Annotated in this window: 19 protein-coding genes; 16 read left to right on the forward strand and 3 right to left on the reverse strand. The window is 31.4% G+C overall.

The genetic code is table 11. The annotated features are described in order from the left end of the window. Positions 1–32 precede the first annotated feature (32 nt). The 9 genes from G9F72_RS10725 to G9F72_RS10765 all read left to right on the forward strand — a co-directional run bounded on the left by G9F72_RS10725 (position 33) and on the right by G9F72_RS10765 (position 9,552). Positions 33–752, forward strand: coding sequence for a class I SAM-dependent methyltransferase (locus G9F72_RS10725; RefSeq protein ID WP_164956410.1), 720 nt, complete (start codon positions 33–35; stop codon positions 750–752). Between the two features lie 110 nt (positions 753–862). Beyond that, positions 863–1,027, forward strand: a complete 165-nt coding sequence (locus G9F72_RS10730) for a hypothetical protein (protein WP_164956411.1) — start codon at positions 863–865, stop codon at positions 1,025–1,027. A gap of 677 nt (positions 1,028–1,704) precedes the next feature. Continuing rightward, positions 1,705–4,482, forward strand: coding sequence for a calcium-translocating P-type ATPase, PMCA-type (locus G9F72_RS10735; RefSeq protein WP_164956448.1), 2,778 nt, complete (start codon positions 1,705–1,707; stop codon positions 4,480–4,482). A 298-nt stretch (positions 4,483–4,780) separates the two neighbouring features. Further along, positions 4,781–4,972 (forward strand): hypothetical protein, encoded by a 192-nt coding sequence (locus G9F72_RS10740; RefSeq protein ID WP_164956412.1) that lies wholly within the window; start codon positions 4,781–4,783, stop codon positions 4,970–4,972. Between the two features lie 642 nt (positions 4,973–5,614). Beyond that, positions 5,615–5,851 carry a DUF3791 domain-containing protein gene (locus tag G9F72_RS10745; protein ID WP_187356039.1) on the forward strand — a complete coding sequence of 79 codons (237 nt, stop codon included), beginning with the start codon at positions 5,615–5,617 and terminating at the stop codon, positions 5,849–5,851. A 140-nt stretch (positions 5,852–5,991) separates the two neighbouring features. Continuing rightward, complete coding sequence (locus tag G9F72_RS10750; RefSeq protein ID WP_164956413.1) at positions 5,992–6,267, forward strand: hypothetical protein; 276 nt, start codon at positions 5,992–5,994, stop codon at positions 6,265–6,267. Positions 6,268–6,387: 120 nt separating this feature from the next. Next, entirely contained in the window at positions 6,388–7,548 is a 1,161-nt protein-coding gene (locus G9F72_RS10755; RefSeq protein WP_164956414.1) for a gamma-glutamylcyclotransferase family protein, read from the forward strand. A gap of 30 nt (positions 7,549–7,578) precedes the next feature. After that, positions 7,579–7,782, forward strand: a complete 204-nt coding sequence (locus tag G9F72_RS10760; protein WP_164956415.1) for a hypothetical protein — start codon at positions 7,579–7,581, stop codon at positions 7,780–7,782. A 96-nt stretch (positions 7,783–7,878) separates the two neighbouring features. Beyond that, on the forward strand, positions 7,879–9,552 hold the full coding sequence (locus G9F72_RS10765; RefSeq protein WP_164956416.1) for a hypothetical protein: 1,674 nt from the start codon (positions 7,879–7,881) through the stop codon (positions 9,550–9,552). Positions 9,553–9,752: 200 nt separating this feature from the next. On the opposite strand, the gene G9F72_RS10770 is transcribed toward G9F72_RS10765, so the two are convergent. Next, on the reverse strand, positions 9,753–10,064 hold the full coding sequence (locus tag G9F72_RS10770) for a nucleoside triphosphate pyrophosphohydrolase (RefSeq protein WP_164956417.1): 312 nt from the start codon (positions 10,062–10,064) through the stop codon (positions 9,753–9,755). Positions 10,065–10,336: 272 nt separating this feature from the next. On the opposite strand from G9F72_RS10770, the gene G9F72_RS10775 reads away from it, so the two are divergent. The 7 genes from G9F72_RS10775 to G9F72_RS10805 all read left to right on the forward strand — a co-directional run bounded on the left by G9F72_RS10775 (position 10,337) and on the right by G9F72_RS10805 (position 21,733). Further along, positions 10,337–12,616, forward strand: a complete 2,280-nt coding sequence (locus tag G9F72_RS10775) for a DEAD/DEAH box helicase (protein WP_224676070.1) — start codon at positions 10,337–10,339, stop codon at positions 12,614–12,616. 203 nt (positions 12,617–12,819) lie between these two features. After that, positions 12,820–13,266: an HIT family protein gene (locus G9F72_RS10780; RefSeq protein ID WP_164956418.1), complete on the forward strand. Its 447-nt coding sequence runs from the start codon at positions 12,820–12,822 to the stop codon at positions 13,264–13,266. A gap of 104 nt (positions 13,267–13,370) precedes the next feature. Beyond that, positions 13,371–15,059 carry a DUF4209 domain-containing protein gene (locus tag G9F72_RS27395; RefSeq protein ID WP_164956419.1) on the forward strand — a complete coding sequence of 563 codons (1,689 nt, stop codon included), beginning with the start codon at positions 13,371–13,373 and terminating at the stop codon, positions 15,057–15,059. Positions 15,060–15,355: 296 nt separating this feature from the next. Further along, on the forward strand, positions 15,356–16,015 hold the full coding sequence (locus G9F72_RS10790; protein ID WP_164956420.1) for a hypothetical protein: 660 nt from the start codon (positions 15,356–15,358) through the stop codon (positions 16,013–16,015). A gap of 132 nt (positions 16,016–16,147) precedes the next feature. Further along, entirely contained in the window at positions 16,148–19,414 is a 3,267-nt protein-coding gene (locus G9F72_RS10795; protein ID WP_164956421.1) for a hypothetical protein, read from the forward strand. A gap of 81 nt (positions 19,415–19,495) precedes the next feature. Further along, positions 19,496–20,452, forward strand: a complete 957-nt coding sequence (locus tag G9F72_RS10800; RefSeq protein ID WP_224676071.1) for a DUF4365 domain-containing protein — start codon at positions 19,496–19,498, stop codon at positions 20,450–20,452. Between the two features lie 99 nt (positions 20,453–20,551). Further along, positions 20,552–21,733, forward strand: coding sequence for a hypothetical protein (locus tag G9F72_RS10805; protein WP_164956423.1), 1,182 nt, complete (start codon positions 20,552–20,554; stop codon positions 21,731–21,733). A gap of 337 nt (positions 21,734–22,070) precedes the next feature. Here the strand turns inward: G9F72_RS10805 and G9F72_RS10810 are convergent, their stop codons facing one another. Beyond that, positions 22,071–23,231 carry an IS91 family transposase gene (locus tag G9F72_RS10810; RefSeq protein ID WP_224676072.1) on the reverse strand — a complete coding sequence of 387 codons (1,161 nt, stop codon included), beginning with the start codon at positions 23,229–23,231 and terminating at the stop codon, positions 22,071–22,073. After that, positions 23,224–24,099 carry a tyrosine-type recombinase/integrase gene (locus tag G9F72_RS10815; RefSeq protein ID WP_224676073.1) on the reverse strand — a complete coding sequence of 292 codons (876 nt, stop codon included), beginning with the start codon at positions 24,097–24,099 and terminating at the stop codon, positions 23,224–23,226. Before G9F72_RS10815 ends, G9F72_RS10810 begins: the two co-directional genes overlap by 8 nt. Positions 24,100–24,190 lie beyond the last annotated feature (91 nt).

Here is a 24,190-nt window from a genome sequence, read left to right on the forward strand (position 1 = left end):
CTTTTTATGATTATTAGAGGGGGATATCAATTATGTTGGATAAAATTAATTCAGAGATTATTAAAACAGAAAATGACATACTTATTATGTTAGACAATCTTTTAGAAAAACGAGATAGTGAGTGGTGGAATAATTTCTATTCTGATAAGGAGAAGCCAATTCCATTCTTTAAAAACATTGCTGATGAAAACCTTATTTCATACTTTGATAGAGAGTTAATAAAGCATGGAAAGGCACTTGATATTGGATGTGGAAATGGAAGAAACTCTTTTTATCTTGCACAGAGAGGTATGGAAGCTAATGGAATAGATTTTTCAAAAACTTCTATTGAATGGGGAAAACAAATAGAAAAAGAGCAATCTACAAAAGTGAATTTTTTATGCCAATCAATATTTGAGTTTCAAGATAAGCCAGAGAGTTTTGATTTTATTTATGATAGTGGGTGCCTTCATCATATTAAGCCACATAGAAGAAATCAATACCTAAAAACCATCTTGAAATACTTAAAACCTGATGGATATTTTGCAATGATATGCTTCAATTTAAAAGGTGGTGCAAATATATCTGATTATGATGTTTATAGAGATAATTCAATGCTTGGAGGGCTTGGATTTTCTGAATATAAATTAAAAACAATTTTAGAGCCTTATTTTGAGATAATTGAATTTAGAGAAATGAAAGAATCCACTGATGAAAACATATTTGGTAAATCTTTTATGTGGACAGTCCTAATGAAGAAAAAACCTTTGTGACCAGCTATTTTAGACACATTTCAGAATGAAATTGGTTGGTAGCCATGTATGTGATGCATTCGTGGAGAGAATATAACAATATAAATTTGTAAGAAAATAGGGAGTTAACTATGGAAGATAATCAAATAAAATCTCAGGAGTATACATTACCCTTTGCTGTACATTCAGGCTATAGTTTTGGAGGTTCTGCGCCGCAGCATCTTTATGGATATACAACTACCTTAATTTTAAATAAAGATAGCCAGGTTGAATTAATTCAATTAGAAACTGATTAATGCTTTAGGTGTCAATTCAGAGATTATGTTGGTTTACTCTAAAATATAATTTAAACATATCCCATAATTATTTAACTTTCTATTTTGAGAATTATATTAGTTAATTATGTTAGATTAAAAGATATGGCTATTAGTGAATCTTAGCATATTAAACTATAGTAGGATATGACAAAAGGATGTTTAAACTAAAAAGAATATGAAAATAAGGTTTATCTTAGTCTCGTATTGCATAGTCATAAATTTTATGATACTATAATATTATTAATTAAATAACAATTATGAATGTTAAAAGGGAGTAACTACCTATTTATAGGTGATAAAGTCAACATACCCGACCTTAAGGTCTGGCTTTATCGTGGCTAATTCCAGTCAAGTGAGACTTTTAGCGCAATGATCTATAAATGGATCGTTGTGTTAAAAGTCTTTTATTTTTTTATACTTTTTTTCAAGCTAAGAGGGAGTAACTACCCGTAAGGGCGATAAAGTCAACATAACCGGTTTTAAAAACCTGGCTTTATCATAGCATTTGCTACAGTGAGACTTTTAGCACAATGAAACCGTTGGTGTTTAAGTGTGTTAAGGGTCTTTGGTTTATATATAACTTTGTGTAAAGGAGAAATAATTATATTAAAATTTTAATCAAGTTGTAAAGTTAAAAAAATAAAGGGGTGGACAACATTAAATATTTTAATGAAAAAAGCTTAGAAGTTCTAAACAATTTTGAGGTTGACAGTAGCAAAGGATTATCGAGTTCTCAGATTAAACAAAGACTAGAGAAATATGGTCCTAATGAATTTACTAAACAAGAAAGAGGATCTATATGGGATAGCGTTAAGGAAGCAATAATGGAGCCTATGATGATAATACTTTTAGTGGCAGCTGTTATTAGTGCGTTAGTAGGGGAAGGCCAGGATGCTATTGGTATAGTATGCGCCGTAGCAATAGGAATTGGAATAGGAATTTTTACAGAAGGAAAATCACAAAAGGCTGCAGATGCACTTTCAAAAATGACAGAAAACATAGAGGTAAAAGTAACACGAGATGGGAAAATTATTCAAGTTAATAAAAATGATTTGGTACCTGGTGATATAGTATTAATTGAGACTGGGGATATGGTACCAGCAGATGGAAGACTTGTAAGCAGCATAGATTTAATGGTTAGAGAAGACATGCTTACTGGAGAATCAGAGGATGTAAGTAAAGATGACCAAGTTATAATAGAAATGGAAAATATAAAATCTAAAGATAAAAATATTGTACAAGACCCTATTCCAGCAAAACAATTGAATATGGTTTTTGGAGGCACACTAGTTGCTTATGGTAGAGCTAGTTTTGTAGTTACTGCAACAGGAGACAGCTCTCAAATGGGTGAAATAGCTAAAAATCTTGAAGATAGTGATCTTCAAACACCTCTTCAAGCAAAACTTGGGGATCTGGGTGGTAAAATTTCAAAAGTTTCAAGTGCTATAGCTGCTGTTTTATTTATAGTTATGATTATAAAATTGGTCTTAGCAAAGACTATATCACCAGACACTTCCGGAATATTTGCGTTTTTACAATCTGTTGAACCCATAAAAACTGCCTTTGTTGTATGTGTGACATTAATTGTTGCAGCTGTACCAGAAGGACTTCCAACAATGATAAATATGACACTTGCAATTACTATGCAGAAAATGGCTAAGATAAATGCGCTTGTTACTAAAAAGGAAGCCTGCGAGACAATAGGCTCTGTAAGTGTAATATGCTCAGATAAAACAGGTACACTTACTCAAAATAGAATGACTGTAGAAAAAGTTTATTTAAACGGTAAATTTAGAGGACGAGATGAACTAAGCGATAGCAATAACTACTTTATAGATAACTGCCTTGTAAACTCAACAGCAGATATTGAAAAGGATGATTCAGAAGTTAAATATTTAGGTAGTGCAACAGAATGCGCGCTTCTTTTATACAATGAAGATTATGATTATGTACAAGAAAGACAAAATGCAAACATAGCTCATCAGATTCCATTTAGTTCAAAGAGCAAGAGAATGAGTACTGTTATAGAAGAAGAGGAAGGGGCTACAGTATTAACAAAGGGAGCACCAGAAATTATTCTAGAGTTATGTAAATATGAACATATTAGTTGCAATGAAGTAGAACTAAATGCAGCTAGAAGGAAAGAAATATTAGATGAAATCGAAATACTCCAGAAAAAATCAATGCGAGTACTTGGTTTTGCATATGGGAATATAAATGGTGAGGTAGCTATGGCAACCGAGCAAGGAACTTTAGAAGATGACTTAGTGTTTACAGGTTTTGTAGGAATAAGAGATCCACTAAGACTTGACGTTAAAGAAGCTATAGAAACTGCTAGACATGCAGGAGTTGCTACAAAAATGCTTACAGGTGATAATATTAATACAGCTATTGCTATAGGTGAAGAATTAGGCTTGCTAGACGGCGATAATAGGGCAGTAGAGGCTACTTATATAGATACATTGTCTGACGAAGAACTTAAAGATGAGATAACTACTATTTCAATAGTAGCACGTTCAAAACCTGATACAAAAATGAGAATAGTTATTGCACTTCAAAGTAATGGAGAAGTAGTTGCAGTAACTGGAGATGGAATAAATGATGCTCCAGCCCTTACTAAAGCAGATGTAGGTATAGCTATGGGTATAGCTGGAACAGAGGTTAGTAAAAATGCAGCGGATATAATTTTAACAGATGATAGTTTTGGAACTATTGTTAAGGGAATTAAGTGGGGAAGAGGTATTTATGAAAACTTCCAAAGATTTATACAATTCCAGATAACTGTAAATATAATTGCATTCTTAACTGCTATTTTATCAGTGGTATTCGACTTTCAAATGCCATTCACTACAATACAACTCTTATGGGTAAATATTATAATGGATGGACCACCAGCACTATCACTTGGACTAGAACCAGTAAGAGACGCTGTTTTAAATAGAAAACCTACAAATAGAAATGCCAGTATTATAACTAAACAAATGATGAAAAGTATGATTACCAATGCGGTATGTATAACTTTAGTTATTATGATTCAGATGAAATTTGACATATTAGGAGCAGGATTCCCAAAAGAGGGAGTTACGGGACCAAACCAAATGCAGACAGTATTATTTGCATTATTTGCTTTTAGTGCATTATTTAATGCCTTTAACTGTAGAGAATTTGGCACAGATAGTATTATCCCTAGCATTACAAAAAATACCACATTTTTAAAGATAATTACGGTCACGGCAGTAGCGCAAATATTTGTAACTGAAGTGTTCGCAAAATTCTTTAATGCAGTATCTTTAAGTGCTGGTATGTGGTTAAAGATAATTATTTTATCTTCACTTATAATAGTAGTAAATGAATTAGTGAAATTAGGTATGAGATTATTTATAAAAAAGAACAAACAAATCGTGTCAGAATCAGAAGAAAAGATAGCAGCTTAGACACGAAAAGGATTAAGGCGCAAAATAAAGTGGAGCCTGTGTCAAGGACGTTTTTAAAAAATAGACTTAAATAAAATACCCTCCTGTCATAAATATGATGTGAGGGTATTTATCTATAAGTGCTTTTCAGAGCCCTTGGATGTAATTAAAATAAATTGTTTTATAAACTTAACTAAAAATGCAATGTTATACTAAAAAGTTGTAAATAAAGTAAAGAATTGTTAAACTTATTAAATGGGTTGTTGCTATTTATTGAACAATCCACAAATATTAAAATCTAATTTAGGAGGTAATCACTTTGGAGAATAACAAGGCATGTAGCAAATGTGGCTCAATAGAAAGAAAAAAGGGTAAAATATCTGGAATAGCAAGTTTACAGTCCTTAGATTCAAGAACTGGATTAGGGGGTTCCGAACTTATCGTTGAATTTTGTAAAGATTGTGGTGAAGTAACAAGCATAAAAGTAAAAAATCCATCTGCAATTAAATAATTTAATAGGTTGTTGATATATGTAAAAAGGTTCTATTTTGAACCTTTTTTATTTTTACTTGTACCATTTAAAATATAAAATATCATAAATGGTATAAATCTTGGGCTTAATGAATGCAATATTAGACATAAAACAGTCTTTAATAAAAAAAATATAAATATTAACAATGCAAATAACAACTTCATTGGTTTACAAAATAATATTTTGACAGCTTGTTTATTTTAAATTTTTACGAGAGAAATTTTTACCTTTGGCGAATGATATCATATAAATATAATCATAGAAAAAAATAAAAAGAAAATATGGACGGGGGATTTATATAAGGATAAAAATTTAATGGAATTTCTATGATTTGATGAGGGAGAGGTAATAAAACGAATAGAGCTGCTTATAACCGTGTATATAATCGTACTAGTTTTAGTATTTTTGATGTATTAAAGAAGCTATTTAAATAACAACTGCGGGTTACGGGGATATTGCAATACGTTTAGAATATGCCACTTGCCATGTGGGTGGCACCAAATGATACTAACAACCATACTAGCATATATAGAAATAAGATGAATTTTATTAAATCTTTCTTTTAATAAGAAAATTGACTATAATAATAGTAGGTAAACTAATACGTGGAGAGTGATTAAGATGTTAAGAGAAAGAGATTTAAATATAGTTAAATATCTGGTGGTATGTGTTAATGAATTTGCAGACAGATTAAATATAAATGGAAAAGAAGCTTTTAATTATCTTAATGAGCATAAAGCTATTAATTTCTTGCTGGATAATTATGAAATAGAGCATACTTTGAGCATTGATGACGCTGTAGATGATATGATCATGGTGTCTAAGAATAATGGATGTCTTAATCAGAAAGAGATATAAGCTAAGAAAAAAAATAGAAGATATTCATAAAAGCTATTAAAATGTATTAAACATTTTGATAGCTTTTTTATTTTAAAATTTCCGCAAGGCAAATTTTCACTTTTGGCCAATGATACCATATAAATAAGATGGTATAAAAAATGAGAAGGCAAACAGAGAAAGCAGATGCTTTAGCTTTAAGTAATGTATATAGCTTCAAAAACTACAAAGATTGCAAATTACTTATACTGACCTTTTCAGGTGGTTCGAGCTTAGGCCTCTTAGAAATAAATGCTGCAGCACAACTTATAGAAGAGAACTATGGCGAGGACGAAACAATACTATTTACTGTAGTGATTGATGAAAGTATGGGGAGTGAGATGAGGGTTAGTATTGTTGGGGTATATTTAATTTGCGATATGACAATATACCCCTAATTTAGCAAAAATATTATGATAGAATAGGTTAAATGAAGTCGTAATGAAGTGAATATAGTTAAGAATAAGAACTTGCCACTTGCCACGTGGGTGGCACCAAATATTAAGGAGTGGATAATTATGAATCTGGTATTTGCTTATGGAAGTTTGACTAATAGGATGGAAATTGAAAAGACCTTGAAAGAAGATGGAGCGGAGAAAAACTATGTTGTACTTGGAATAGGAAAGCTTGAAAATTACAAGTTAGCTTTTACAAAGTTCTCTAATAAATGGAACGGGGGAGTACTTGATGTAATAGCTTCCAAAAATGATTATGTACTTGGCCTGGTGTTAGAGATGAGTAATAGGGCACTGAGGGAAATTGATAAAAGGGAAGGAGTAGGTATAGGGATTTACACGCCAATAACTGTAAGTGTTGAACTTGGGGGAGAATTGGTGAAGGCAATCGCTTATACCGTAGTAAATAAAGTTGAGGGTGGAGTTAAAGCCTCAGAGGAATATGTTAACAAAGTTGAAGCGGGTATGAGGGAAGAAGGCTTTCCTGAAGAGTATATTAATAAGTATCTGCTCGGTAAGGTTTCTGAAGAAACAATGTTCAATGCCTTGAGATATATAAAAAGACAGCCGCATGCTCCAAGTTTGTTTATGATTGCAAATATTGTAGAAATAAAGCTTTGGGATATTAACCTATTGGTAGATTCATTGACAACTAGGGGACTTATAAGACAAGACGGAAGGGATGTTGTTGGTAAATATGATTCGGATGCAAAATACTATACAGTCCCTGAAAAAAAGGAAGAAATAGACCTGCTGCTTTCGAAAGATCTGAATGAAAGCTTGTTGTCTTTCCAAAGTGTAGATTGTGTTAATTCTGATTTAAATCATAAAACAAAAGCTTGTATGAATTGTTTAACCATTTATAAGGACGGAAAAACTTTCTGTAGAAAGTGCTTAAGGAAGCTTGACGATATAGATACTCCTATGTTGGATATAATTTTTGGCTTAAATAAAAAAGGATATAAAACTCAATTTTGTTGCAGTGGGCATCTTACATCAAAAATTTATTCTGCCTATTTTGTTGTAAGTGGAATTATTAAGGAAATAACAATACCGGATGGATTTAGCCTGGAATGTGAGGGGAATAGAACAACGATAAGTTCTTTATATGTTAAAAAGGGTAAAGTCAATCAAGCGACTGTTGAACTTGAAGAATTGGCGAGAAAGAATTTGAGTAACCTTAGAAAATGGGTTATAGAGTTACCAAAGCAGCTCCATAATTAGGACGGAAAATAGAATTTGGGAGGCAGTATAATGAAATTTGGATTAAGAAAACCAAGCTTAAAGAAAATGATTAGCAGTAGAACTAGCCCCAAGAGAATAATAAAAAATAGCTTAGGGTTAAAAGCACCACGTGGATTTGGTTGGATTACAAATCCTAAAAAGGCTGCTTATAATCGTGTATATAATCGTACTAGTTTTAGTATTTTTGATGTGCTGAAGAAAGTTTTTAAATAACAACAAAGGGTTAGGGGGTTATTGCAATGAGTTTAGAACTTGCCACTTGCCACGTGGGTGGCACCAAAAATGTAATAAAGAGGGGGAGTGAGCATAGTGGAAAAAGCAGAGGCTTATATTAATAATGAATGGATAGAGATTTATCCAGAGTATTGGTTAATGAGTAATAGTACTGGTATATCTAGTTACTTATATCATACACCAGTCAATAAAGTGAAGTTAAGGTGTTGTGGATGTAAAGAAGAAGTCTTTATATGTGCTTTGGGAGACGGAATGAAGAAAAATCCATACTTTGCACATAAACAATGTAAAGAAGAGGATGATGATACTCATGATTGTAACTTAAGAACTTCAAATGAAGTTTATAAAGAAATCTTTAAGTTTGAAAAGCCTAGAGCAAACACTTATGAAAGCGCTGTCCATAGAGAAATGAAAAGGTTTGCAGTTTCGAAATTTTGGAGTAAAGAAAACAAATACGTAGTTTTAAGAGATGAGGATATATATACCTACAATAGAGATGAAAATACAAAATTGAGGGCTGATTTATTAGCGGCTCCCTTGCATAGTGGTAATGCAAACCCGATTCAAAGAACTGAACAATATATTTTTGAAGGGCAAACTACGAAAAACCTACTATCAGTTAATCATATTAAAAAAGCTATAGAATATAAAAAAGTAGGTTTTCTAGAAGAAAATATTATAAATGCATATTCAATAGATCACTTAAAGAGAGCAACATATATTTCTAATAACTATACAGACATCTTAAATCTTCAAGGCTTAGATAAAACTGAAATTGATGAAAGAATCGGTACTAATAAAGAGAAGCGTGGCTCTATCATAAATATGCTTGAGCAAACTACAGTAGATGAAATAAGTGGTTATTACGCATTTCATGCCGATGCAGAGTTCTTATTAGCCCTTAAAGATTATAGTAATAATCATTTACTTTTTATGTATATACCAATTACTGAGGAAAAAAATGAGTTAGAAGAGAAAAATAAACATAAAAGAGGACTAATATTGGCTAGTGTACTTGATACTATTACTATAAAAAATGATTATTGCATAATAGCATACTTGTATTTTAAAGATATTACGTATATTACCGATATAACTGAGTATCAGAATGAAGTTTCTATGTACAAAAACAAGACCATAGAATTCTGCCAAAATTCATTGCATGATATTGGGAAAAGGTATGTAGAGGATATTAATAAAAAAGACAAGGAAATTTTAAGTGTTACTACATGTAATAGAGACTTGCAAGATGATATTAATAAAATTCAATTTGAGTCTCAGAAACTAATTACTGAAAAAGAGAATGAAATAAATGGTTTAAAAACAGCAAATAGCGAGTTGAATATATCCTTATCTCAAAGAAAAGAGGAGATTTCAACTGAGATTGAACTTAAGTTAAGAAAAGATTTAAAAAATGAATATATGAATTTAGAAAAATTAAAAAGTGAATATTCTTTATCTTATAGTGAAGTAGCTGCTGTTGTTGAAAGAAATATTAAAGAAGAACTTGGAAAGCAATATAGTCGTAAATATGCTTCATTAACAGATGGACAAACAAATGCAAGTAAAATGGCAAATTGCCGAGGGAATCATATAAAGTATTTAATGGAAGTGGAAAATTATTCTGAAGCAGAAATAAGCAATAATATAAAATGTCCTAATATATCAGGTGTAGCTTTAAAAGGGTATATGGAGGAATATTTAAAAACGAAAATGTCTATATGTGCAAAATGTGAAAAATATAAATAATGTGAAATTAATTATTATCCAGTTGAAAATTATTCGTTTTTATTTTATGATTATGAAAAAGTAAAGGAAGAAAGTTCAATACAAGTATGCCAGTTAGTTTAGAGGAAGATGGGGAAAAAGAAATTATTTAAAGGGCCGCAAGAGATGACATATTCATATACAAAGCTGGTGCTCTTAAAATTGAATAAAAAGGGTATTATCTATTCATAAACTCTCTCAAGGATTATGCCTTTCTCAAAGCCGCCTCTTTCTTCTTTTTTTGTATTTCTCTTGGCAATTAATTCTTCCTCGGAATATCCAAGAGCACCAGCGAGACTAAATAAAACTTCCATAACATCAGCAAGTTCTCCTAAGTTTTTATCTTCTAGATATTCAGATACTTCCTCAGTTAATTTTGCTTCAAGAAGCGGAAGTAATTCTTCCTTTTTAGCATAATGTGCATCAAAGCTCTTGCCAGTGGCTTTAATTATTTCAAGAATTTTGTCGCGGACTAATTTGTTGTAGATTTTCATTGTAGGGGACCTCCTTGTTTAATAGCTTGGTTTAATTATAGCATAGGACAATATTGGAATGAAATAAGGAGATTAATTAAGAATAGGTGAACTTACTATAATGGATAGACATTTATTGTTTATCCATTATACCTTTTTGTCGCATATAGTGGGTTGGTATCATTTTTAATTTTCAATGTGACAATATTCCCCTAATTTAGCAATGTTGATGTGATAGAGTGGAATTAATGTAATTTTCAAAAATAAAATGAAAATTTTGAAGTGAGGTAGATATGGTTAATAATAAGAACATGCCACTTGCCACGTGGATGGCACCAAATGATAGTTTTAAATTAGGGAGCATAGCAGAGGATTTATTTATAGATATATTTGCTGAGGTCTTTGGACCAGAAAATACAAAGTATTTATCAATACAGCATCCTTTCGTTGATATATATGGAAATAGTAGATTTATAGATTTTGCTCTAGAAAGTGAAGGGCAAAAGATTGCCATAGAAATTGATGGGGAGACTTGGCATAATCCTTCAAAGGTATCCCAAGATAAATATTATGATGATTTGCTCAAACAAAATAGTCTTATATATGAAAATTGGAAGATTTATAGATGGGTATATAATCAGCTGCATACAAAACCAGAAATGGTAAAGGATGAACTTCAAACTTTCCTTGGTGAATTACCTATGTTTAAAGAGCTAGAAGAATATCTTCCAAAACAAAAGGGCAAGGCTTTTATACTTAAGGACCATCAGGCGGAGGCTATAGCGAGTCTTGAAAATATGAGAAAGAATAATGAAACTATAGCATTGCTATATCATGCTACAGGTACAGGTAAGACAATAACAGCAGTAACAGATGCTAAGAAGTTTGGAAAGAGAACATTATTTATAGCACATACAAAGGAATTAGTGAATCAAGCTAAAGATGCATTTGAAGCAGCATGGTCAGAGGCTTCTTGTGGAATATACATGGGTGAAGAAAAGGCTAAAGATACATATATAGTTTGTGCTAGCATTCAAAGTTTAAGTGGTAATTTAGAAGAATTTAAACCAGAGGATTTTGGATACATAATTATAGATGAAGCTCATCACGGAACTGCAGATACATATAAAAAGATTTTAGGATACTTTAAACCAAAATTCACATTAGGGCTTTCTGCTACTCCAGAGAGAAATGATGGGGAGAATGTTTTAGAGCTCTTTAAAAATGTAGCTCATAAGCTAGATTTAAAAACTGCCGTGGAAATTGGTGAACTAGTGCCTATTAGATGTATAAGACTTAAAACAAATGTGGATTTATCTTCTGTTAGAATTGGCGGAATAAAATATAATTCTCAAGACTTAGAAAGTAAGTTATTTGTACCAGAGAGAAATAATCTCTTGGTGGATACTTATATACAATATGTGAAAGATAAAAAGACTGTAGTTTTCTGTGCTTCAGTTTTTCATGCAGAAGAAGTAGCCAAGCTGTTTAAGGAAGCGGGAGTTAAAGCAGAGGCGGTATCAGGAACTACGAAGTCAAAGTATAGAGATAAAATATTAAAAAACTACGAGAATGGAGATATACAGGTATTATGTGCTTGTGACTTGTTAAATGAAGGTTGGGACAGTCCTAAAACGCAGGTTTTATTAATGGCAAGACCTACTATGTCAAAAACAATATACATGCAGCAGCTAGGACGTGGAACCAGAAAATCAGAAGGCAAAGACTATTTAATGGTATTTGACTTTATAGATAATGCCAGCTTATTTAATATGCCCTTATCAGCTCATAGAATGTTTGATTTATCAAAATATGTACCAGGGAATTATGTAGTAGCTTCAGGTAAGGATAGAAAAATGGATGAAGACCTATTTAGAAAAGGAGAGAAACCAGTAGCCTTCTTAGATTTTCCAATGGAGGCTACAGACTATGAATTAATAGATTTATTCAATTGGCAAAGTGAAGTGAAAGACTTAATATCTCAAATAGAATTTGTAAGAATGGTAGATGTACAGTCTGAAACTATAGAAAGATACATAAGGGAAGGTAAAATAATACCAGATTTAGAGGTGCCAATGGGAGCTCGCAGCTTTAAATATTTTAAAGAAGAAACTGTTATAAAATATGTAAAAGAATTTGATTGGGAAATTATAAACGCAGCTAACATGAAAGAGAAATTCATGGATATGGTTAAAACAATGGATATGTCATACTCCTATAAACCAGTACTTCTAAAAGCAATGCTAGAGGAAGCTGATGATAAAGGAAAGGTATTAATTGAAGATATTGTGGATTATTTTATAGATTTTTATGAGGATAGGAAAAAGAGAGGGCTTGTGGCTGAGAAGAAAAAGTGCATTTATAATAATGATGTAATTGATAGAAAAGATGTGAAAAGAAATATATTATCTAATCCTTTTAAGAGATTTGAGGATATGAGGTTTATGAGGAAATGTCGGGAGAGTGAGTATGTGGAGTTTAATGGGAATGTGTGGAAGAAGATTCGTGGGGAAGAGAAAGTGTGGATAGGGGAATGGTGCGAGGAGAAGTTGGAGGAGTATTATAATAAATAAAGCTGAAAAGGTAATTCTAATTATGTCTATAATTTGACGTTAAAAAAACTGTGAAATAATTATGAGTGTAGGAAATACAGTAGTTAGCTGAAAAGTATTGTTTTATAAAGATCTCAGTTAGTTATATGAATAGAGGGGATATGTCATCCTCGTATTCAAGTGAGAACTGAAGATAATTAATATTTTGTGTAGGAGGTTATAGAATGGGTTGTAAAGTGTGTGAAAAGCAAAAAAGGATTAAGGATGACCCATATTTTATTATGGAACTTGAAACAGGATATGTAATTTTAGGATGGTTTCAGAGGTTCAAGGGCTATACCGTTTTCAATTGTAAAGAGCATGGTCCTGAATTACACAACTTAGAACATTCTTTTAAAATTAAACATCTTGAAGAAATGTCTATAGTAGCGGAGGCTGTTTCTAATATATTTAAGCCTGATAAGATGAACTATGAACTACTTGGAAATGGATGTCCTCATATTCATTGGCATTTATATCCGAGAGTAAAAGGTGATACTCCTATAATTAGTTCGGTATATCAATTGTCAAATGAGGAATTGTTTGATGAATCTACAAGACCGAATGAGGAGCAGAGAAAAGAATTGAAAGAAAAGATTAAAAATGAAATTGTGCGTCTACGTTCAAAATAAGCATTAAGCGAAGTAATTGTGTGATACGTAATATTCTTAAAGTTAGTCATATCAAATCAAATAAACTGGACAGGTTATGTTAATAATTAGAAGTTTAAAAGGAGGTGAATAATATAGAATACAAGGAAATTGAGCAAGTAATAACTGAGTTAATTATCGAAAAAGGAATAGATGAAATAAATAAAAAGCATCTAGAAGAACAAGGATTTGGAGGGATTTATGCAAAAACAGAAGAAAATATTAGTTATGTATTATGTCACATAATTACTCCTGATTTTAATGAGGATGAAATGAAATATATAATTTCTGCTGCGGAAAGGTTTACTTCTCCACTTTTGAAAACAAGATATTATGCTGTTTTGGTAGAATGTAGTTGTAAGAAAGAGAAGTATGAACGTTCTAAAAAGCTAGTTGAATATGTGCTTGTATACAAGAATGAAATTTTTAATGAAACTAGATGGACTATTTTTGACTTGGATTTACTTAATTTATTGCTCTTTGTAAGTTCTACGATGAGGATATCTAAATTTGAGATTGCAAATCTCTCTTTAGATTATGTTGAAAAAAATGGATGCTTAAGCAATATTGTAATAAAGCTACTTTTAATTATAAAAGGTTTTGACAAGCCTGAAGATCGAGATAAAACATTAATCCGTACTGAATCTATATATATTAACATTATATATAGATTAAGCAAGGTAAACGATGTTATAGCTCTAGGGCAATTACTACAACAAATTCAAGAATCTGGAATTAAATTTATCAATGTATTTCCATTAGAGAGAGCAATTTCAAGATCAAGCTTAAATCTTGCTAAATGTGGGGCTCGTACGTTGAGAGAGATTTCTTTTGCCCAAAAGGCATCTGAGATTGCGAAAAAAATAAAGGACAATGAATTAGAAAAGGAAAGTCTTGCAGTTTTACATGATCTCATCTCAAATAATGAGATAGTGTGGAGTGAGTCCAAGTTTGAGCTACCTGAGAAGGAAAATCAAAAAATCAATAAGGATATTATAGATATAAAAGCGTATTTCTCTAAGGCTGGAGGTTGTATACAAAATAGAATCAAAGCGTTATCGAGTGCATTAAGTATAAATTATTATGATTCTGAAGGAAAAATTATTTCTTCATCTCTATTTTATAGGCCACTAGCTTCATTTAGTGATATTAAAGCATTTGTTCAATCCTTTGAAAATCAATCTAGTCTTGCACGAATTGCCACTATATCCACTTTGGGGGATGGAAAAGTAGTAAATACAGGATTCAATCCTCTTATACAAGCAAAAAGTCAAGTATATACACTTCATGCTTTAACAAATATTTTGCCTGCAATAGATGCGTTAGAATCATCGGATGACTTTACAATGGATGCAGTAAGAGAATATGTTATGAAATCAAAATATATTACTAAAGAGGATATAGATTTTATATATTATGCATTTGATGACTATGCAACAAAGAGATATATTCCATTTATTCACGTTATTGTGCCTTGTATAGAGTCTATTATTCGTAATATATACAAAAACGAAAATGGGACTGATATTCAAGCTAAGGATAATGATAATACTGTTCAGACGACAGTTAACTTGTCAGATGTTTTGAAAAATTCTAGATTTATAGCAAAAATAACGGAAAATGTTCATGAATACTTAATATATTTTTTAAATGAGGAAACCGGTGAGAATATTAGAAATAATGTTGCTCATAGACTTAAAAATGCAGAGTACTATAATGAATATCGTTCAAAATTACTTATGCATATTTTAACATTGCTATCTTCAATAGAATGAGTTGTATATTATAGTGTTTTTTATTATGAATAATAGAGCTACAAAACTTTGCAATACAACCGCTCATTATCCATATACTTGCTATACAATGTGAAGCTTGGTAACTGTGGATTCACGTTCTAGTGATACTTAAACAATAAAACAAAGTGATTAAGAGTAATTATATTTTATCATTGAATTGATAAAAATTAGTTAGTATTGAGCAAATGATATAAATTATTAAGTTGACAACGGTTAAACGCTTTCTAATAATATAATCCTTTGTTATTCTACAAAATGATAAGGAGGTAATGTTCTTGATAACCACTGAATTTAAAAAAGTGTACTGGAAATATTACTTGATCCTCGAAAGAGATGTTGTAGATATTGAACCTTATATGTCATTTCATCCAGACAATTACGATTGTTTTTCAAACGAGCTTATAAAAATATATCAAGCAATTTGTTCTGAAATAGATGTAATATTTAAGGAGTATTGCAAATACATCAAAAATAAAACTTCTATTGCAGGAAGCTATTGCAACATAAGAGATTACGCTAAATATATTCTCACACAACACTCTGAAATAGTAAGGGAAACTGTACATTTATCAGAACTTCGTGACTGTAAATTGATTCCATGGGAAGAGTGGCATTTTGATCCGGATGGTCACAGAAGTGGCAGTAATCTTCAAAACATTACTCCAGGATGGTGGAGAAGGTATAATGACATAAAGCATAATCGTTCTTCTAAAGATGCGAATGGGAAGTATAACTATCAACATGCAAGTTTGTATAATATACTAAGTGCTCTGGCCGCACTTTACGTTTTAGAAAAATATTTTTATTCTGATTTGGCTAAGGACGAAGCTCCCACTGGGAAGACTCCTAACGTCTTAATAGTGCCTATGTCAAAACTATTTGAGATTCTTGATTTTGATAGAAGTCTTATAACATTAGCGAATATTAGGATCTAGTATTTGCTGATAAGATGATCTGTACATATTATAAATTACTTATTTTTGAGTGCACAGAACATTTGTAAAAAAAACAGTTTCCTATTATTCTTATGATGAGAAGTTAATAATTTAGGAAAGAAGGATTATTTTATGATTAATATAGAAGCTTTACTATCAAATTTGACAAATGAAATAAGAGTTCATGGGTCTATTGCTATTCTGGGCGCAGGAATTTCTTTTGAAGCTGGGCTTCCTTTATACAATCAACTTGCTCCATTAATATGGCAAGTTGTAGATGAATTTCCTAACATTAAGGATTTTTATAAATGTGTCCGAACTCTCCCTGCGAAATTAATTATCGGTGATGAGACGGAAAACCTAAAAAACACGTTTAACTTCATTGAAAATAATCCACAAGCAGCATTACGATTTAAAGAGTTATTTAAAATAGTAAATGATAAACACCACAACAAGCCTTCTATAGCACACCAATATCTATGTCAGTTGATTCATGCAGGACACATTAAAATTGTTATATCTTTCAATTGGGATGATTTATTGGAAATGACTTGGGAACGCCTATATGGAACTCATATTAATGATAACAGGTGTAACTTGTTAAAACCTCATGGTGATGTACGCAGCCTTAATACAAGATGGATATTTCCGAATAGTCCTGGTGAACTAAATGCAACAGATAAGGAATTGATCAATTTAGCCTGCGCGAATTCCCCAGCTACTCTTATGATATTAGGTTATTCTGAATCTGACCCAATTATCGTTGACCAACTTATTGAACCAAATGAAGCAAAAAATAAAGTGTTTCGAATATCTCCATCAGCAACTGATTCTATTTCATTAAAAGCAACCGAAGCCCTTAACTCTATTGTAAATGAATTATTACCAAAAGTGACTGATCTTTGGAATCACTTGGATTTCTCAAATCAAGTTGGTTTAGAGCACGCGATATTGGGTTATCGTCTTCAGCCCTCTGATGTATTGGCTTGTCCTAAACTGCCTCAGTTTAGTGAGGCTAAATATAAACTTGAGCAAGCGCATAGTGTCATTATAGAAAGCGATCCTGGTTGTGGGAAATCTATAACAGCATATCAACTTGCATACGATTTTTTAATTTCAGGGTGGGAAGTAGTCAAATATGATAACACGAAACTCATTTCTTGCTCTGACATAAAGCTGGATAATGATGGGTATAAAACAGTTTGCATTATTGATGATGCACAGCAACTAGATAAAAATATAATTAATAAACTTTTAGGTTATGCAAACAATACCCAAAAAGTGATTATCACGCAAACACTTACGTTCGAATTTCCATTTGAAAGTGTAACAATTTCAAAAGAGCAATCAGTCCAAGCAATTTATGATCATTACTTAAAGAATAAAAGCAGAGTGGTTTTCATAGTTGCACAAGGAAATGAAAATAGCGGCCGAAAAATCGGCGATTATTATATGGATACACCTTTTGAATACGTTCTTGATGTAGCCTTACGCGAGAGCACTCCATGGTTGTTTAATTATTCGCTCAGAGGAGGATGGGAAAATACAAAAACTCAATATAGTGTAGCAAAAGAATACAAGTGTTCGGATATTCTCTTGACTTTAATAGCGTTTAAACAAATCATTTCATTAGATAAACCAGTAGAAAGAAATTGGCTGATTGAATCTGCCAAAAGATGGGGGTATAATTCTGAGTGGTGCAATGAATGTTTGACTTTTATGTTCCATAAAAGAATGATTTTATCTTTAGATGAAATCCGTACTATGCATTTGCAAGCAGCTATTCGTACCATAGTCTGTTTTGTCAAAAATCACTCCATTGAAGAATGCAAACTTTTATTTAAGCTTATTAAATCCGAAATGCTAAATAAAAGCACTCCGCTACAGGGAGTTCTTTGGTTTTTTAATTTACTATTTGGGTTTGAAATAGGATACAAAATACGTTGCAATATTCTCAACAATGAATATTGCCATTTAATGTTGGATAGATGTATAGAACAATCTGAATCATCTTCAATTTTATATGCGGCCTATATAATAGATAATGTAATCCATAGGGACGGACAACTAAAATACATAGAAATTTGTGAAAAGCATAATGATACTTTAAAGCTTTGGATGGAACAAGTGAGCGATGATACAGCTTATCCTTTATCACTAATTTTAAATAATATGATAAATGAAGATAAGAACTGGAAAATTAAATGGGTTGAGTTTATAAGCACCATTTCTATTTGTGAAAATTTAAAAAGTATAAATTCTAAACATCTTTATGATTGGGCAAATTTTATTAATCGTTTTTCAGCTTGTCAGAATAGAGGGTGGAAAAACAAATTTTATTCAGAACTGCCAAAACAAGAAATAGAATTATCTCTTTCAAAAACTACTTACATCAATATAGGTGGTATGATAGAAATGATATATACCTTGTTGCAATTTAACAAGGTTTATGGTCATAAAAAATTTATGGATTGCCTGCCAATTATTAGTCAAGCTTTGACTCACAATTTTTCCGAGACTTTAAATGATCTCGGATTGGATTTTTTAATGTTTATTTGTGGCGAAAAACTTTTTGAAATTGGCCATCCAGATAAAATGCAAAAACAATCAGCAACAGCGTTTATTAATTGCATTACCCCTGAAATGATCATGAAGTGCTTAATGACAGGAACTCCTAGAGATTACGAACGATTATATAGATTTATTATAGAAATACATCGGTATGATCCAGAAAAAATGAAAAGTGCTATTCAAGCTATTGACTTCAAAATATTAGATAAACAAACTGCGAAATTGTGGAAAATGCAACCAAGAGAATTTATAATGCTTATTAATATGATTTCGAATTATAGATTAGTGGAAGTGGATAACTGGATTTTTTCTCACTGCAAAGATATGGATTTTTTACGGCCAACTTTAGTAGCAACTTCACCAAAAGCAGTTGAGCGATTTTTAAGTGAAGGAAAGGAAGTCTTTCTTGTCGAGGATGAACAAAATCGATGGGATTCAAGTGCTTTTGCAATTGAAAAATTGAAGAAATACAATAAAGGCATATGTAAGGAAATAATACATAAAAATGGAAACCGTATTAAAAAAAGTATATTGGAGTTGAATCCACTTGATTGGGAAGACTACTTTAAATTCTTTAACCAACTTATCAAGGCCGATTCGACATTTGTAAATTCTATATTTGAGGAAATAAGTTTTGAAGATATTAAAAGAATTTGGACAGATAAATTAAATTCTCCACAATACCCAGATAATCAACAGAAAAAAGCTTTACATGGACTTCAAAGATTACTTTTAAAAATAGAGGATTTTACTAATGATGCAGAGCTAAAAAAAACAATTATATGCTTGAAATCCATGGTTACAGAAAGATTAATAAAAGTTCATTAACTTCACATATGGCTAATAATGAGAAGATAAAAGAGAGGTGAAGGCAAAATAGTGAGTGGGAAAATACGTCATGAAAATCATATGATAGAAGAAGCATCTTTGCGTATTCTTGATAATATTTTACCTGAAGAATGGGTGAAACGAAGGTTTACGCCTGACTATGGTATAGATTTAGATATTGAATTATTCGACTATGAAGAAAAAAGCTGTATATCACTTGGAGAACATCTTTTTGTGCAACTTAAAGGAACGGAACATATCAAATGTGTTACAGCAAGTATCAAAGAGCATCCAGACTTTGTTGAAAAAGGCGATATACAACACGTCAATAAAAGAAAAGTAATCAGTTTTTCAATTGAGACAGCACTTCTTTCTTTGGTTGAACGAATGGGCAGTGCAGTACCGGTACTATTAATAGTTGTTGATGTAGGTAATAGTAAAGGGTATTTCGTTTGCCTTAATGATTATATTGAAAAAGTGATTATTCAAAATGGAATAAATTATAATAATCAAAAGGAATTGACGATACATATTCCTTTGGAAAATGAATTGAACGAAGAAAGTATACAAGTATTGCGTATGTATGCAAAGAGAGCTAAACTGTCTGCGCTTCTTAACACGTTACATGCAAAAGCTCAAAATATGTTATATATTGCAGATGACGACCTTGTGCATCAAACATATAATTTTTTTCAAAGCATTAAGGATTGTGATGCATGGAATGCTCGAAAATATTTGAATACAATAGAGCTAACAAAAAGTAATATTGACTATTTTCTTGTTCATAGGGGATTGTTGAAGTTTTGCATTGACAGTATTGAAAGACATAGAAGACTAGGTGGAGATCCTGAAAAAGATATTGTCTATTTTGGATTAACGGAAATCCCTGTTACATTTGTAAATGCACAAAAAATAATAAGCTGCAAGCACCTGTGGGAAGAAGTGAAAAATCTTGGTTGTATTTTAGAAGATGATACTCGTGCATTGTTTTTACCGACATATTTGCATCTGCTTTATACAGACCAATGGGAAGGATAAAACTTTCAAATTTGAATATATTTTGTATTAATAGTTATTTTAATTTGCCATTATCCATATACCCATTATTCTAATAATGTGAAATTAAGGAGGCACAGGATGAAATTTAATGTTTTTTATTCATGGCAATCTGATTTACCCAATAAAGATAATCGTTCATTTATTGAGGAATGTATTAAAAAAGCAATGAAAATGAACGCTGGTGATATTAATGTAGGAGAGATTTTTGATTATGACCGCGATACTAAAGGAGTTTCTGGATCTCCTGATATAGCAGATATTATTTTCAATAAAATATCAAAAAGCGATTTGTTTATTTGTGATATTTCTATAATCAATTCGGATTATGACGGTAGAAAAATGCCTAATCCAAATGTTTTGGTTGAACTTGGTTATGCAGCAAAAACAATTGGATGGGAAAAAATTATTTGTTTTTTCAATATAAAATATGGCTGTCTTGATGATATACCATTTGATTTAAACCATCGGAGAATTTTTCACTATAATTCTGATACCGATAATGAAAAACAAAGTGTTGCAAAAGGATTGTCTGAATCAATTAAACTAATGTATAGCAGAGGTCTTCTTTTTAATCCATTGAAAGATCATATGAAAGGAAAAATTGATTATAATATATTGGGTATTCTAAAACAAATTAGCTGCATGGTTTATAGGATAATTACAATGTCGGAGGCGTTGGCAAAAACACCTAAACTATTATCATTAAAAGAAGACCAATTGCTTTCAATTCTTAAGAAAAGGGAACCAATTTTAGGCTTTTTTGCAAATAATGATTTAAATTCGATAAAAGAATTACTTACACAAACATTTTTAACTCTTACTACATCAAACTTATATCCATTAGAATGGTCACTTACCGTTTTAAAATTATTAGATTGGATAAGAAAATACCAATATTTGATTTCAAAAAGAGCAAAGCAAAAGTTATATTGCAGTGTACTGTCACCAGAATCTTTATTAAAAGTTATCTCTGCCTATAAAATGAATCCAAGTAATCCACCAAATTCTTATATACTTATGAAGAAAGTTGGAACAGGTGCAGGACAAATATTATATTATGCAACAATGCCTAATATTGATGAAAAGTATTTGTTATCTCCATATACAATGAATGAGTGTGCCGTTGATAATTTTTCTGATTGTATTTTTGAAATAATCTCATTGGTAAATAAATGGCTAGATGAAACTGGAAGTGAGTTTATTCTTGATCCTGACTATTACAAAATTGATAAAACTCCAAACACCATTGAGCAATTGTGAGGACAGTTGATTTTTTATGAGATGTCTTAATAATTGGGAAACTTCTCATTATTCTTAGCGAATTATACGAAGTTAGGCGCGAAAAAAAGCTCAAACCCTAGATAAGAGTCTGAGTGTGAAAAAAATACAGAAGTACGCCTAACTTTGGATAATTAAAATAGAACGAAACCGCGGTATTTTAATTAGAACTTATGGGGATTGAATAATCCCCTCATACCAAATTTAACGAGTTAGTTGAGCAAATAGTTAAGCTCAAAGTGATAAACACATAATAACATCATTAACTATAGAAATGTAGGCATAGTTTCCCCTACCCCATAATGCAATTTTTTTAATATTATGCAGTTTGTATAGTTGTAGGAGGAGATCTGGAAAATAATGTACACCGACTAAGGTTGTCTGAACCACAGTGTGGACACTTGGATAAATCTCTTCCTGTGATATTTTTGATTAACTGGAGCGTTGATATTTTTTCTTTAAGTAAAATAGGTGTATTAGTAAGGTATTTGCAAAGTTTAAGTTTGGTAGTTTTGTTTCGATTTCCTAACAAACCATAGTGCCTAATTTTCATAAATCCACTTGGTAGTATATGAATCAGAAATCTACGGATAAACTCATCAGAAGAAATGGTCATTAGTTTACACTTGCTACTTTCTTTGTAATCACGCCATCTGAATGTAACATTACCATTTTCAATATTGATGATACGATTATTAGATATAGCAACTTTGTGAGTATATCTACCTAAATATTCAACCACACATGCAGCTTTTTTAAAAGGTGGTTTGCAATAAACAACCCACTCTTTTGAATATATAGAGGAAAGTAAATTTTCAAATTCATTATCATTGTAAAGATATTGCTGACTACCATAAAAATTAAGCTTATTTTCATTGTATAGTTGTTTGAGATAATATAGAAATTTGCCTCTGAATTTGCGAGAAAGCACTTTAACTGGGATGAAAAACTTTTTTCTACTACTTACCCATTTTCCTATTGAAGATAACCCTCCACCGGGTACAATACAATGAATATGAGGATGGTGCATAAGATTTTGTCCCCACGTATGTAAAATAGAGGTAAATCCCAGTGTTCCACCTAGATATTTTTTGTCAGATGCTAATTCTGTAAGAGTTTCAGCGACAGCTTTAAATAAAAGAGTATATAGCTCCTTTTGATTTTGATATACTATTAAATTTATGGTATCTGGAATGGTAAATACAACATGAAAGTATCCAACGTTAAGTAAATTACTTTTCTGAGAGTCAACCCAACGTTCTTTAGCAAGATTTTGACATTTAGGACAGTGTCTATTGCGACAAGAGTTGTAAGAAATCTTAGTACTTCCACAGCTTTCACATTTGTCTATATGACCACCTAATTGGGAAGTCCTACATTTTTCAATTGCAGACATAGCTTTTAGTTGAGCAAGTGTAAGCTTATGTTTTTCACGATATTCTGTACCATATTGTTGAAAAATATCTTGAACTTCAATCATTATTCTTATGCGTTTTTTTCGCTGATTTTTTCAACATGTCGAGAGGACTTTTTACATTTAAGGATTCAATATTTATCATATGTAAATAAAAACAGGTTGAACTGATATCCGAATGACCAAGAAGCTGTTTAATATGAAATATGCTTGTTCCAGATTCAAGTAGGTGAGTAGCAAAGCTATGGCGAACACAATGTACAGTAACTGGTTTAGTAATATTTGCTTTCTTTATGTATTTGTGAAACATGTTTTGTACTGATCTGGAGTTAATATGGGTGCCGGTATTATTTCTGCTATAAAAAAGCCATTCTTTAGGGTGGTATTCTTTCCAGTAATCTCTGAGTATTTCTAGATTGTCCTGTGAAAGTAATGCATATCTATCTTTGGAACCTTTACCATTACGGATAAATAGTTGCATTTTTTTACTATCAATATCTGAAACTTTTAGACATGAGACTTCGTTAAGTCTTAATCCTGCACCGTAGAGGGTCATTAAGATGGATTTATCTCTTAAATTATCGCAGGCATTGAAGAGGCTTTGAATTTCATCTTTAGTAAGAATATTTGGGAACTTACGATTTCTGCGGTGGCGAGGTATTTGTTTACAATTTAAATTAGTATCCAAGGTTGCACCATACAAAAAACGAAGTCCACTATTATAGGAATTAACACTTCCAGAGGTAAGTTTTTTTTCTGTTGTGAGATAGTGAAGAAATTCTCTAATATCTTTTTCATAAAGTTCAGTTGCGGGTTTATCAAAGTGGTTTTGAAAGATTTTGCATTTGGTATAGTACTCATCTTGAGTATGTTTGCTTAAACCCCTGAGTTCTACATCAAACTTTAACTTTTCTAAAACTTGTTCTTTTGTCATAAATAAAACAACTCCTTTAAAGTTGAATTTTTTCCAATCTAAAGGAGTTGTATACAATAAACAAAGATATACTTATATTATCAGTTTTATT

The sequence above is a fragment of the Clostridium estertheticum genome (assembly GCF_011065935.2).
Taxonomy (GTDB): Bacteria; Bacillota; Clostridia; order Clostridiales; family Clostridiaceae; genus Clostridium_AD; species Clostridium_AD estertheticum_A.